General features: G+C 71.6%; 13 protein-coding genes and 1 pseudogene. 10 read left to right on the plus strand and 4 right to left on the minus strand.

Going from position 1 to position 13,104, the window contains the following annotated elements; genetic code table 11:
- The first annotated feature begins 134 nt into the window (after window positions 1–134).
- The 7 genes from SAVERM_RS23405 to SAVERM_RS23435 all read left to right on the plus strand — a co-directional run bounded on the left by SAVERM_RS23405 (window position 135) and on the right by SAVERM_RS23435 (window position 8,293).
- Complete coding sequence (locus SAVERM_RS23405; protein ID WP_010985956.1) at window positions 135–1,154, plus strand: alpha/beta hydrolase; 1,020 nt, start codon at window positions 135–137, stop codon at window positions 1,152–1,154.
- Window positions 1,155–1,482: 328 nt separating this feature from the next.
- The gene (locus tag SAVERM_RS23410; RefSeq protein WP_169788648.1) at window positions 1,483–2,520 is read left to right on the plus strand and encodes an alpha/beta hydrolase; all 1,038 of its coding nucleotides are present in this window, start codon (window positions 1,483–1,485) and stop codon (window positions 2,518–2,520) included.
- A gap of 55 nt (window positions 2,521–2,575) precedes the next feature.
- Window positions 2,576–3,808 carry an acyltransferase family protein gene (locus tag SAVERM_RS23415; protein ID WP_042493463.1) on the plus strand — a complete coding sequence of 411 codons (1,233 nt, stop codon included), beginning with the start codon at window positions 2,576–2,578 and terminating at the stop codon, window positions 3,806–3,808.
- 10 nt (window positions 3,809–3,818) lie between these two features.
- Entirely contained in the window at window positions 3,819–5,273 is a 1,455-nt protein-coding gene (locus tag SAVERM_RS23420) for a sensor histidine kinase (protein WP_010985959.1), read from the plus strand.
- A 114-nt stretch (window positions 5,274–5,387) separates the two neighbouring features.
- Entirely contained in the window at window positions 5,388–6,062 is a 675-nt protein-coding gene (locus SAVERM_RS23425; protein ID WP_010985960.1) for a response regulator, read from the plus strand.
- Window positions 6,063–6,281: 219 nt separating this feature from the next.
- Entirely contained in the window at window positions 6,282–7,622 is a 1,341-nt protein-coding gene (locus SAVERM_RS23430) for a sensor histidine kinase (protein ID WP_242432118.1), read from the plus strand.
- Complete coding sequence (locus tag SAVERM_RS23435; protein WP_010985962.1) at window positions 7,619–8,293, plus strand: response regulator; 675 nt, start codon at window positions 7,619–7,621, stop codon at window positions 8,291–8,293. The genes SAVERM_RS23430 and SAVERM_RS23435 overlap by 4 nt, the downstream gene beginning before the upstream one ends.
- A gap of 30 nt (window positions 8,294–8,323) precedes the next feature.
- Here the strand turns inward: SAVERM_RS23435 and SAVERM_RS23440 are convergent, their stop codons facing one another.
- Window positions 8,324–8,461: a hypothetical protein gene (locus SAVERM_RS23440; RefSeq protein WP_306292876.1), complete on the minus strand. Its 138-nt coding sequence runs from the start codon at window positions 8,459–8,461 to the stop codon at window positions 8,324–8,326.
- A 45-nt stretch (window positions 8,462–8,506) separates the two neighbouring features.
- On the opposite strand from SAVERM_RS23440, the pseudogene SAVERM_RS40340 reads away from it, so the two are divergent.
- The 3 genes and pseudogenes from SAVERM_RS40340 to SAVERM_RS23450 form a co-directional block, all read left to right on the plus strand.
- Window positions 8,507–8,728 (plus strand): annotated as a pseudogene (locus SAVERM_RS40340) (transcriptional regulator); the annotation flags it as partial.
- Window positions 8,728–8,913 carry a DUF397 domain-containing protein gene (locus SAVERM_RS23445; RefSeq protein ID WP_010985963.1) on the plus strand — a complete coding sequence of 62 codons (186 nt, stop codon included), beginning with the start codon at window positions 8,728–8,730 and terminating at the stop codon, window positions 8,911–8,913. The pseudogene SAVERM_RS40340 and the gene SAVERM_RS23445, both read left to right, overlap by 1 nt.
- A gap of 123 nt (window positions 8,914–9,036) precedes the next feature.
- Entirely contained in the window at window positions 9,037–10,254 is a 1,218-nt protein-coding gene (locus SAVERM_RS23450) for a cytochrome P450 (protein WP_010985964.1), read from the plus strand.
- On the opposite strand, the gene SAVERM_RS23455 is transcribed toward SAVERM_RS23450, so the two are convergent.
- The 3 genes from SAVERM_RS23455 to SAVERM_RS23465 are packed head-to-tail and all read right to left on the minus strand — an operon-like array spanning window position 10,238 to window position 13,024.
- On the minus strand, window positions 10,238–10,462 hold the full coding sequence (locus tag SAVERM_RS23455) for a hypothetical protein (protein ID WP_037649204.1): 225 nt from the start codon (window positions 10,460–10,462) through the stop codon (window positions 10,238–10,240). The genes SAVERM_RS23450 and SAVERM_RS23455 overlap by 17 nt on opposite strands.
- 46 nt (window positions 10,463–10,508) lie before the next feature.
- Window positions 10,509–12,113 (minus strand): ABC transporter permease, encoded by a 1,605-nt coding sequence (locus SAVERM_RS23460; RefSeq protein ID WP_010985965.1) that lies wholly within the window; start codon window positions 12,111–12,113, stop codon window positions 10,509–10,511.
- Window positions 12,110–13,024 (minus strand): ABC transporter ATP-binding protein, encoded by a 915-nt coding sequence (locus SAVERM_RS23465; RefSeq protein WP_010985966.1) that lies wholly within the window; start codon window positions 13,022–13,024, stop codon window positions 12,110–12,112. The genes SAVERM_RS23460 and SAVERM_RS23465 overlap by 4 nt, the downstream gene beginning before the upstream one ends.
- Window positions 13,025–13,104 lie beyond the last annotated feature (80 nt).

Genomic DNA, 13,104 nt, shown 5'->3' on the forward strand with positions numbered 1-13,104 from the left:
GAACCATTTAACCCTCACCGAGCGTGACATCCCCGTGTTGGCGCACGTCACCGGCCTGATACCGTCCCCGCCAACGGTCGATTAGCCCCGGCCGAGCTGTTCCCAATTCCGTTTTGCCGCTGAGAGGTTGGAGCATGCCGGACGACGCCGCACCCCGCGATGCCGCAGAACCGCGCGATGGGGCGGAACGTGAGGTGGCGAAACGTGCCGCCGCGGAAGAGGCGTCCGTCTTTTCGCACCCGCCCGTCGAGCCCGACTCCACGGCCTCGTACGGCGCTCACCCCGATCAGGTGATCGACTTCTACGCTCCGCGCGGGGTCGAGCCGGAGGCGCCGGAGGTACCGGGAGCGGCGGCGGGTTCCGGGGTGCCGGGGGCTCTCGCTCCCCTCGTGGTCGTTCTGCACGGGGGCGCCTGGCGGGCTCCGTACGACCGGCGCCACGTCACTCCCTTCGCCGGCTTCCTGGCCCGCCGTGGCTTCGCCGTGGCCAACGTCGAGTACCGCAGGGGCGCCGACCCCGTCCCGGCGCGGGGCGGTGCGGATGTCCCGACGGAGGGCGGTGCGGCGGCCGCTCAGGGCGGTGCGGGCCCGGTCGCGGGTCGCTGGCCCGACACCTTCGACGACGTGGCGGCCGCGCTGGACGCGCTCCCCGCCCTCGTACGCGAGGCGCTTCCCCAGGCCGACCTGCGCCGTACGGTGATCACCGGCCACTCGGCGGGCGGCCACCTGGCCCTGTGGGCGGCGGCCCGCCATGTCCTGCCGGCCGGCTCCCCGTGGCGCACCGAGAGCCCGGCCCCGCTGCGCGGCGTCGTGGCGCTCGCCCCGATCGCGGACTTCGGTGTCGCGCGGAAGCTGGACGTGTGCGGCGGCGCGGCCACCCAACTCCTCGGTGGCGAGGCCGCGTTCACCGACCGTCGGCCGCACGCGGACCCGGCGCTCCTGCTGCCCACCGGTATCGCCACGACCCTGGTCCAGGGACGCACCGACATCGTGGTTCCGCACGCGGTCGCCGAGGCGTACGCGGACGCGGCGGCGAAGGCGGGGGAAGTCGTCGGCCTCACGCTCCTCGAGGGGGTCGGGCACTTTCCGCTGATCGATCCGGCGGCGGACGCGTGCGCGGTCGTGGCCGAGGAGATCGCGCAACTGGGCTGGTGACAGCCGGTTGGCAGCCGGTTGGCAACCGGGTTGACAGCAGGCTTGGCAGCCGGTTCGCGTCCTCCCTGTCATACCCGTAATACCTGAGAGCTACGTCCCAGGTGAGCTCCCCAGCATGACGCGGGCGACGTGTCACGCTCCGTAATTTCCCTTCCATGGACGCCCGTTGAGTCAGCGGGCCTGCTGGGAGGGGAAGCGCATCATGGGGTTCCGGGCCAGGAGGTCGGCGGCAGAGGAGACGGCTCCGCCCGCGGACGGCACCGAGCGCGCAGGCGTGCGCGACGGAGGTCGTGGAGGCATACGCGTACGCGACCGGGGTCGTGGCGGTGTGCGTGACCGGGGTCGTCGCGGCGTGCGTGACCGGGGTCGTGGCCGATCGAGCGGACGCGGGTTCGGCCGACTGCGCCGCACTCTGCTCGCGGTGCTGATCGCGGGCGCGGTCGTCGTCCCCGTGTCCGCCGCGGCAGCGCACCCCGAGATCCCCGCTCCGGCACCGGCGACGCTCGCCCCCGTGACAGCGGCGACGCTGGAGGCGACGTACGCGGCCAACCGCGCCAACGCCGCGGAGGCGTCCCGCATGGCCGGGGCCCACGGCGACCACGCCCGCGCCGCGGCCGACCGCTCCATGGCCGCCCCGTCCCGGGACTTCCTCACCTTCGACGGACGGGGCAGGGGCCGGGCGGTCGAGGTCTTCGGCGACCTGGCGACGGCCGACCGCGTCGCCGTCCTGGTCCCGGGCTCCGACACGACGCTGGACACGTACGGCCGTTTCCGCGCGGGCGCCCTCGCCCTGCACCAGAGGACGGGCCCGCGCACGGCGGTCATCGCCTGGCTCGGCTACGAGACACCCCGCACCATCAGCACCATCGCCCTCACCGCCACCCGGGCCAAGGAAGCGGCCCCCCAACTGCGGGGCCTTATCAGCGAACTTCGCGACCTCCACGAGCTCTCCGAGAATCGTGGACTCAACCCCTCCTCGCACCCCGCCCCGCACATCTCCCTGCTCTGCCACTCGTACGGCACGGTGGTCTGCGCCCGCGCCGCCGGTGACCTGGACGTCGACGACATAGCCCTGCTCGGCAGCCCCGGCACCGGCGCGGACTCCGCCGCCGCCCTGCACACGCCCGCCCGCGTCTGGGCGTCCCGCGGCGCCGACGACTGGGTCGAGGACGTCCCGCACACCCACGCCGACCTCTTCGGCACCACCGTCGGCTTCGGCACCGACCCGGTCTCCCCGTCCTTCGGCGCCCATGTCTTCGCCGCGGGTGACGGCGGCCACAGCGACTACTTCAGGCCGGGCTCGGTGTCCCTGGACAACCTCGCCCGCATCGTCCTCGGCGACACCTCGGAGGTGACCCGTGCATAGGCCGACCCTGCGACAGGACGTACGGACGGACGTACGGACGGACGGACGCGTCGACATGAAGGACGGCGCACGCACAGCCGCACGAACAGCGGTACGCGCCATAGCCACCGGCATACGGGACGGTGCCCGCCGGGTGGACACCGCGACGCCCGCGCACCGGGACCGCGCGGTCGACACCCTGCGTGCGTTCGCGATCCTCGGGGTCGTCCTGGGCCACTGGCTGGTGACCGCGCTCGTCGCGGACGGCGGGACGCTGCACACGGCGAGCCCGTTGCAGCACATGCCGTGGCTGGCCCCGATCTCCTGGGTCTTCCAGACGCTCGCCGTGTTCTTCCTGGTGGGCGGTCATGTGGCGACGAAGGGGTACGCCTCGGCACGCGCGCGTGGCACGACGTACGGGCGGTGGCTGCGATCCCGGCTGGCCCGTCTGTTCAAACCCGTGGCGGCGGTACTGACGCTGTGGACGCTCGCCGTGGGCGGTCTGCTCGCGGCGGGCGCGGACTTCGGCACCGTACACACCCTGGTGAAGCTGGCACTGTCCCCGCTGTGGTTCCTGCTGGTCTTCGCGGGGCTGACGGCGGCGACACCACTGCTGACGCGCCTCAACCCGCTGTGGCCGCTGGCCGTCGTTCTCCATGTGGACCTCATTCGCTTCGGACTCGGCGGGCCCTCCTGGCTCGGCTGGGTGAATGTGGCCGCGGGCTGGCTGGTGCCGTACACGCTGGGCGCGGCCTGGACGCGCGGTGAGCTGGACCGCCGTCGCGCGGGCTGGGTGCTGCTGGCCGGCGGCGCGGCGGCGACGGCGGGGCTGGTCGCGTGGGCGGGCTACCCGGCGTCGATGGTGGGCGTCCCCGGCGCCGCGGTGTCGAACCTCGATCCGCCGACTACGGCCGCCGTCACCTTCGGCCTGGCCCAGTGCGGCCTCGCGCTGCTGCTGCGCGCCCCGCTGCGCCGGATCACGCGCCGCCCCCTGGCCTGGGCGGCGGTGGCACTGGTGAACCTCTCCGCGATGACGATCTTCCTCTGGCACCAGACGGCCATGATGGCGACCACCGCCACCGGCCTTCTCGCGGGCCGGCTCCCCGGACTGCACACCACCCCGGCCGGGTTGAGCTGGGTCGCCGCCCGTCTGCTCTGGCTCCCCGCCTTCGTCCTCGTCCTCGCGGTGTGCTGGGCGGCCTTTCGCGTCTACGAACAGGGCGGCCGTCGCAGTGGAGGCCGCCGCTCCCAAGTGGTCCTTGTCCACAACTCGGGCCGAACGCAAGCGCAGGCGACCGACCGTGCCTAGGGTTGACCGGGTGGACGAGGCACGGCAGGCGGACCCCGGCAGTGGACCCCCGCCCCCTTCCGCTTCTCCACTCTCCGCCTCGACGGCCCTCCGCCGCCCCCACGACTACTTCCGTGCCCTCCGCGCCGACCTGTGGACGGTCGCGGCCGACCCGCTGCCACCCCTGTCGCGCCCGCGCAGGCTGCGGTGGTTGCCGCACGTCCTGGTGTGCGTCGTCGCCCTGACCCTGGCACTCGCGGGCACGGAAGAGATCAGAACCGGCTACCACCTGGCCTCCGGGCTCAGTAGGGTGCTCGGGTTTCTGCAGGGCGGAGCCGTCGTTCTCGCCCTGCGGCGTCCGGTTCCCGCCTGGTGGCTGTCGCTGGCGGTCACCGCCGTGTCCGCGGAAGCCGCGCGGATCGCCCAGGACGGCGTCGCGTACGGCGTCTCGGTACTGCCCTCGCCCTCGCCCGTGTCCTCGATCAGGCCATCGTGGCCCTGGACGTCGCAAGGGATCATGGCGTGCGCCTTCGTGCTGTTCCTGCTCGCCCTGCGGGTTCCCGTCCGTGCCTCCATCGGGGTACTGGCCCTGACCACCCTGGTGACGTACTTCCTCCAGGGCATCCAGGGTGCGACGGCGTACTCTCCGACGGGCCTGTTGGCGGTGCTCGTCTTTGCCACCGTCGTCCTCGTCGGCGCCGCGCTGAGGGGCCGCCGCGAGGCCCGTACACAACTGGTCGAGCAGGCCTCGCTGACCGCGGAGGAGCGTGCCCGCCGGACCGTTCTGGAGGAGCGCAGCCGCATCGCGCGCGAGCTGCACGACGTGGTCGCGCACCACATGTCGGTGATCTCCATCCAGGCCCAGGTCGCGCCCCACCTCGTGGAGAACCCGTCCGAGGAACTGAGGGAGAACCTGGCGGGCATCCGGCAGAACGCGCTGGAGGCCCTGACCGAGCTGCGCCGCGTCCTGGGCGTCCTGCGCTCCGAGGACCCGCAGGACCCGTACGGGATCGGCAGCGGCACCGGCGACGCCCCCGACTCCCCGCAGCCGACCCTCGCCCGGCTGGACGCCCTCGTGGAGAACACCCGGGCCGCCGGCCTGACGGTGCTGACCGAGATCAGCGGCGACGCGCGTCCGCTGCCGCCCGGCGTGGAGCTGTCCGCGTACCGGATCATCCAGGAGGCCCTCAGCAACGCGCTGCGGCACGCGCCCGGTTCCACGGTCCGTGTCGAACTCACCCACTTTCCGCGGGGTGTGCAGGTGCGGGTCATCAACTCCCGGCCCCAGCGGCCAGTTCCGCCCTCGCCGGGCGCGGGTCACGGGCTGCTGGGCATGCGGGAGCGCGCGGCGATGCTGGGCGGCACCCTGGTCACGTCCGAGACCTCGTGCGGCGGCTACGCGGTCGCGGCCTTTCTGCCCCGTTCCCGGGACCAGGGCCCGGCGACCGGCGACGACCTGCCGCACCCGCCAGGTCCGAGAGACTGAGCAGCCCGACGACCCGACCGGGTCACGAGGCCCACAGGACCGACAGGACCGACAGGACCGACCGACCCGACCGACCCGACGGGGCTCAACGGGCCCGACAGGAGAAGAGGAACCATGACGAGCAGTGCCATCCGCGTACTGATCGCCGACGACCAGATGATGGTCCGGCAGGGCTTCACGGTGCTGCTCAACACCCAGCCCGACATCGAGGTGGTCGGTCAGGCGGTCGACGGCCTGGACGCGATCGCCAAGGTCGCCGAACTCGCCCCGGACGTCGTGCTGATGGACATCCGCATGCCCGAACTCGGCGGCATCCAGGCCACCGGCCGTATCGCCGTCGACTTTCCGCAGGTCAAGGTCTTGGTGCTCACCACCTTCGACCTCGACGAGCACGTGTACGACGCCCTGCGCGCCGGCGCCTCCGGCTTCCTGCTCAAGGACGCCTCCGCCGACCAGCTCGCCGAGGCGGTCCGGGTGGTGGCGGCGGGCGACGCGCTGCTCGCTCCCGGGATCACCCGTCGGCTCATCGCGGAGTTCTCCCGCCTCGACACCACACCCCGCGCCCCGCTCAAGGTGCGCGTGGGCGAGCTGACCGAGCGCGAGACGGAGGTCCTCGCCCTCATCGCCCAGGGCATGTCCAACGCGGAGATCGCGGACCGCCTGGTGGTGGCCGAGCAGACGGTGAAGACCCATGTCGGCCGCATCCTCGTCAAGCTGAGCCTGCGGGACCGTACGCAGGCGGCGGTCTTCGCGTACGAGTCGGGGCTGGTACGGCCGGCCGGATACTGAGCCGTCTTCCGGAGGCCGCCGGGCCGGTTGCCGAGCCGCCTTCCGGAAGCTGCCGGGCTGGTAGTCGAGCCGTCTTCCAGAGGCCGCCGGGCCGGTAGTCGGGCTGCCACGGAGCCCGCCGGAGCGGCCCCGGGGCCACCCGTAGTACCTGAGACGGATCCTGAAGGACCCCTCTCACTGGTGACGACCACGACCCCGGGTTCGGCCTACCTTTTCCATGTGACCGAGACGACACAGATGCAGATGACGCCACCGGGGGGCGGGGCCACGCAGCGCAGCCCGGAATTCCGGCTGGCCGTGGATGCCCTGCGCGGCCTGCGGCAGGACCTGATCCACGACGCCTTCGCCTACCGCCCGCTCCCGCGCATACGAGTGGACGGACCGCGGATCCGCCGCCTGCCGGAGGGGATCCGGGAATACGCGAGCTGGACCCCGCACGGGATGGTGGCGGCAGCCGGTCTGTTGTCGATGGCGATCGGCGTCAGCTCCGCCGAAGGCTCGGGCACTTCGCTCCTGTTCGGTCTCCTCGCGCTGCTCCCGGTCCTGCTCACCCTGGTCCGGCCGCTCGGTGCCTTCTGGTTCTCCATGGCGGCGACAGCTGTCGTCGGCGTGTTCGCCGACATGTGGGACGACTGGCCGTGGCTGCCCAGCAGCTTCGCGGCCCACCTGACCGTCCTGACGGTCGTGGCACTGCGCACAAGGCCGCGCATCGCCGCGTGGATGTGGTTTCTGACCGCGGTGTACGGGATCTTCGCCGAGACGTTGTTCGGCTCGGGTCACTACGGGACGAACACCCTGCCGCTGCTGTTCGTCTCCGCGCTCGCCCTCCTGGCCATCACCGTGCTGCACACACGCCGCGCGGCCAAGCAGGAGGTGACCGCCCAGCAGTCGGAGACGGCGCACGAGCGTTCCAAGCGCACTCTCCTGGAGGAGCGCACCACGATCGCCCGTGAGCTGCACGACGTGGTCGCCCACCACATGTCCGTGGTCGCCATCCAGGCGGAGGCCGCGCCCTACCGCGTGGAGAACCCGCCGGAGGAACTGGAGAAGGCCTTCGCCACGATCCGGGAGAACGCGGTGGCGGCGCTGACCGAGCTGCGCCGCGTCCTCGGCGTGGTCCGCGCGGAGGACTACGAGGCGCCGGACGCCCCCCAGCCCACCCTCGCGGACCTCGACGCCCTCCTGGCGAACGTGCGGGAGGCGGGCCTGACCGTGGACAAGGCGGTGACGGGCGCGGTCCGCGAACTCCCGCAGGGCGTCGAGCTGTCGGCGTACCGGATAGTCCAGGAGGCCCTCAGCAACACCCTGCGGCACGCGCCCGGCGCGACGGCCCGGGTGGAGATCGGCTACGTCCTGGGCGGCCTCGGCCTGCGCATAGTCAACGGCCGCGCGCCGGGCCTCACCCTGGTGAAGTCCACGCACGGCGCCGGGCACGGCATCACGGGGATGCGCGAGCGGGTCTCGATGCTGAACGGTGAGATGACGGCGGACGAGACGGAAGACGGGGGCTACGAGGTGACGGTGTTCCTGCCGGTGTCCATGCTGGAGGACTCCCCGTGACGAGTGACGCGATCCGTGTACTGATCGCCGACGACCAGATGATGGTCCGGGAGGGCTTCTCGGTGCTGCTCGGGGCGATGCCGGACATCGAGGTCGTCGGGGAGGCGGTCAACGGCCGGGAGGCGGTGGAGCGGGTCCGTGAGCTGGCGCCGGACATCGTTCTGATGGACATCCGTATGCCGGAGATGAACGGCATCGAGGCCACGCGGGAGATCGTCGCCGCGGGCGGGGCGGCGAAGGTGCTGGTGCTGACGACGTTCGACCTGGACGAGTACGTGTACCAGGCGCTGCGGGCGGGGGCGTCCGGTTTCCTCCTCAAGGACGCCTCGGCGCGCCAGCTGGCCGACGGGGTGCGGGTGGTGGCGGCGGGCGAGGCCCTGCTGGCGCCCTCGGTGACGAAGCGGCTGATCACGGAGTTCTCCCGGCTCGCGGAGACACCCCGCCTGTCGGCCTCGGTGCACGCGGCCTACGGGGAACTGACGGAGCGTGAGACGGAGGTGCTGGTACTGATCGCCCAGGGTCTGTCGAACGCGGAGATCGCCGGGCGCCTGGTGGTCGCCGAGTCGACGATCAAGACCCATGTGAGCCGGATCCTGGTCAAGCTGGGCCTGCGGGACCGGACGCAGGCGGCGGTGTTCGCCTACGAGGCACGGCTGGTGACGCCGGGGTAGGGCGTGCGGCGTCCTTTTCCATACGCTCGGTCAGGTCGTCGCCAGCTCGCACCACACGTACTTGCCCCGGTTGCCGAATCTGGACAGGCGCTGCCGGCCCCGGAGGCTGGAGCAGGCGCTGACGAGGGCGAGGCCGCGGCCGTCCTCGGCGTCGGTCAGGTCTTTCAACTCGCCTGGGAAATAAGGTGGTTCGGGATTCGCGTCCCACGCGCCGATCCGTACGGTTTCGGAGGCACCGGTGCCTCGATGATGTACCTGGGAGGTCCGGTGCCCAAGTTGGACACGGGACTGCGTGATTCGCCCACCGGCACCGCGTTCCTCGATGCGGAACCCCAGCTGGAGCACCTCCGCACGTTGCTTCGTAGGGTGGAGAAGGCGTCACTGGATCCGGTGGCATCGCGGGACTTCATCCACCGATTGGCCAAGGAACTGTAATGAACTGGCGGAAGTCGACGTACTCCGGCGGAGGCCAGGGCGACACCTGCGTCGAGATCGCGGCGCTGCACCCCCGAATAGCCATCCGTGACTCCAAGGCCCCCACCCGCGCCACCCTCTCCTTCCCCACCGCCTCCTTCACCGCCCTCATCGAGCACCTCAAGGAACGTAAACCCGCACCCTGAGCGTGCCCAGTGGCTCGGTGCGGACTCAAAGCCCACTCGTGGACCGCGTCCGTGGACGTGACCCTCCGGCCACCGAGCAGACACCCCTGGTCAGGCAGAGGGTCGCCGGGCTAGCGTCCGTTCATGGCAGCTGCTTTTGACCTCGCCTTCGACCCCTGGGACCCGGCGTTCCTCGCCGACCCGTACCCCGCCTACGCCGATCTGCGCGCCAAGGGCCGCGTGCACTACTACGAGCCCACGAACCAGTGGCTCGTACCGCACCACGCGGACGTCTCGGCGCTGCTGCGCGACCGGCGCCTGGGGCGGGCGTACCAGCACCGGTACACGCATGAGGACTTCGGCCGCACCGCACCCCCGGCGGAGCACGAGCCGTTCCACACCCTCAACGACCATGGGATGCTCGACCTGGAGCCGCCGGACCACACCCGGATCAGGCGCCTGGTGTCGAAGGCGTTCACGCCGCGGACCGTGGAGCAGCTCAAGCCGTACGTGGCCAAGCTCGCCGGCGAGCTGGTGGACCGGCTCGTCGCGGCGGGCGGCGGGGATCTGCTCGCGGATGTCGCCGAGCCCCTCCCCGTGGCCGTCATCGCCGAGATGCTGGGCATCCCGGAGTCCGACCGTGCCCCGCTCCGTCCCTGGTCGGCGGACATCTGCGGGATGTACGAGCTGAACCCGCCGAAGGACGTGGCGGCGAAGGCGGTGCGGGCGTCGGTGGAGTTCTCCGACTACCTGCGCGAGCTGATCGCCGAGCGCCGCAAGGAGCCCGGCGACGATCTCATCTCGGGGCTCATCGCCGCCCATGACGAAGGCGACCGCCTCACCGAGCAGGAGATGATCTCCACCTGCGTCCTGCTGCTCAACGCGGGCCACGAGGCCACCGTCAACGCCACGGTCAACGGCTGGTACGCCTTGTTCCGCAACCCCGACCAGCTGGCCGCCCTGCGCGCCGACCACTCGCTCGTGCCCGCCGCCGTGGAGGAGTTGATGCGCTACGACACGCCCCTCCAGCTCTTCGAGCGCTGGGTCCTGGACGAGATCGAGATCGACGGCACGACGGTCCCGAGGGGCGCGGAGATCGCCATGCTTTTTGGCTCCGCCAACCACGACCCCGAGGTCTTCCGGAATCCCGAGAAACTCGACCTCACCCGCGAGGACAACCCCCACATTTCCTTCAGCGCGGGCATCCACTACTGCATCGGGGCACCGCTGGCACGGATCGAGCTGGCGGCTTCGATGACGGCCCTCCTGGAGAAGGCCCCGACACTGGGCCTGGTGGCGGAGCCGAAGCGGAAGCCGAACTTCGTGATCCGGGGGCTGGAGGGGCTCAGCGTCGCGGTCTGAGCCGCCGGAGCAGGGCCCACGCGCCCAGAGAGGCGGCGATTCCGCCGAGGACCGCCAGCGGCAGTTCGGCGTAGAGCACGCTCCAGTCCGGGGCCGCTTCGAATCGCCAGAGCCGCTCCCGGACGTCGACGGCCCATACCGCGAGTCCCGCGCCCGCGCCGACGGCCGCGGTCAGACATCCCGCGGCGGCCTGCGTACGTTGTCCCATGCCCGGCATGGACGTACGCAGGCCGCTTCGGGGTTCCCGCCGCCGGTCAGGTCGTGAGGTCGCGGCGCCGCAGGCCGGTCAGGCCCGCGGCCACTAGGACCGCGGAAAGACCGAGCAGGATCAGTACCGGCGGCCAGTTCATCGCGCCGCCCGGCAGTTTCGGCAGATGACCGAACGGCGACACGTCCAGCACCGCCTGTGGAGCGTCCAGCGCAGGCCCGACCCACCCGATCAACAGCACCGCGCCCGCGACTCCCCAAGCCGCCCCCGCAGCCCGAGGCAGCACCCCGAACAGCAGCACCGCGGCCCCGCCGATCACCCACACCCCGGCCACCTGTACCAGGCAGGCGCCCAGAATCGGCCCGGCCTCCTTGCCGTAGCCGACGGCGAAGCCCAGCCCGGCGAGCAGCATGATCAGCACCGAACCGCCGAAGGCGATCGTCAGGTGCCCGGCGGCCCATCGCAGCCGCCCCACCGCGTTCGCCAGCACCGGTTCCGCCCGCCCCGACGTCTCCTCACCGTTCAGCCGGAGCACCGACGCGACCACGTACAGCGCGGCCACCAGCCCGAGCATCCCGACCATCGAGGCGAGGAAGGCGTCCGTGATCCCGGACTGCCCGCCCATGCGCTCGAAGATCTCGCGGGCGTTCTCGTTGTCGCCGACCAGATCCGCCGCACCGTCCGTCATCCCGCCGTACGCGACCCCGGCGAGGAAGAAGCCGACGCTCCAGCCGAACACGCTGCCCCGCTGCAGCCGCCAGGCCAGGGCGCCCGCGGTCCCGAGGCGTCCTACCGCCGGTCCGGGCCGCGTCGGCAGGAAGCTCATGCCGATGTCGCGGCGGCCGGCGAGTTCGTAGGCGACCGCGCCCTGGATCAGGGACGCCGCGACGAACAACGCCAGTACCCACCACCGTTCGTCGGCATACGGCCGCAGATTCTCCAGCCAGCCGATCGGCGACAGCCAGGTCAGCACCGAGGAACCGTCGTCCGTCGCCGAGTCGCCGGCCGCGCGCAGCACGAAGGCGGCGCCCAGAACGCCCGCCGTCAGGCCGCGGGCCAGCCGTGCGCTCTCCGTCAGCTGGGCGACGATCGCCGCCATCGTGGCGAAGACCATGCCGACGCCCGCGATCCCGAGCCCGAAGGCCACGGCGCCAAAGACTCCGTGACCGGCCAGGCCGGCCGCAACCAGCAGTGCCAGTACGGCATGTGCGACCGCCGCCGTCAGCAGCGCGGCCGTCAGCGAGGCCCGGCGGCCCACCATCCCGGACGCCACCAGCTCCTGGCGGCCGCTCTCCTCCTCGTCCCTGGTGTGCCGTACGACGACGAGGAGGCTCGTCACGGCGGCCAGGGCACCGGCGTAGACGCCGACGCGCCAGGCCGTCAGCGCGCCCAGTGAGTCGTCGAAGACCGGGCCGACCAAGGCGCGCAGGGAGGAGTTGGTCGCCATCTGGTGCATGAGGTCGTCGCGTTGGGCCTGGGTGCCGTACAGGTTCTTCAGGGTGTTCGGCATGGAGAGCACCATGAGCGCGTTGATCCCGATCCAGATCGGGATCGTCGCGCGGTCGCGGCGCAAGTCGAAGCGCAACAGCGTTGCGGTGCCGGCCAGTTGGTGCGTGCCTTTGGACCGTACGGCGGAGGTCGTGGCGGTCATCGGGCCGCCACCTCCGGCTGTTCCTCCTGGTAGTGCCGCAGGAACAGCTCCTCCAGGGTCGGCGGAGTCGACGTCAGGGACCGTACGCCCGACTCGCTCAGCGAGCGCAGTACGGCGTCCAGCTTGTCGGTGTCGACCTGGAGGCGGATCCGGTGGCCCTGTACGTCGAGGTCGTGGACGCCGGGCAGGTGCGCCAGCCCGTTGGGCGGACCCGCGAGTTCGGCGGTGACGCTGGTGCGGGTCAGATGGCGCAGCTCGGCGAGCGAACCACTCTCGACCGTCCGGCCCTGGCGGATGATGCTCACCCGGTCGCACAGCTCCTCGACCTCGCTCAGGATGTGCGAGGACAGCAGGACGGTCCGGCCCCGGTCGCGCTCCTCCTCGACACACCGCTGGAAGACCTCCTCCATCAGCGGGTCGAGGCCCGACGTCGGTTCGTCCAGGATCAGCAGATCGACGTCCGAGGCGAAGGCGGCGACCAGCGCGACCTTCTGCCGGTTGCCCTTGGAGTACGTGCGCCCCTTCTTGGTGGGGTCCAGCTCGAACCGCTCGGTCAGCTCCGCCCGCCGCGCCCGGTCGAGGCCCCCGCGCAGACGCCCGTACAGATCGATGACCTCGCCGCCGGAGAGGTTGCGCCAGAGCGTGACGTCTCCGGGGACGTAGGCGATCCGGCGGTGCAGTTCCACCGCGTCCGTCCACGGGTCACGGCCCAGTAGCCGCACCGTGCCGGAGTCGGCGCGCAGCAGGCCCAGCAGGACGCGGATGGTGGTGGACTTGCCGGCGCCGTTGGGGCCGAGGAAGCCGTGCACCTCACCGCTCTCGACCTCCAGGTCGAGCCCGTCCAGGGCGTGCGTCCTGCCGAACGACTTGTGCAGTCCGGATACCCCGATGGCGGGGTGTGCCTTCGTCATGCTTCAGAACGTACGCTTCTTTCAGAAATTTGTGAAGTTAAGGAATCGTATAAACTTGGGGCCGACGCGGCGGGCGGGGA

Origin of the sequence: Streptomyces avermitilis MA-4680 = NBRC 14893 (assembly GCF_000009765.2) — a bacterium.
In the GTDB taxonomy this organism is placed as follows: Bacteria; Actinomycetota; Actinomycetes; order Streptomycetales; family Streptomycetaceae; genus Streptomyces; species Streptomyces avermitilis.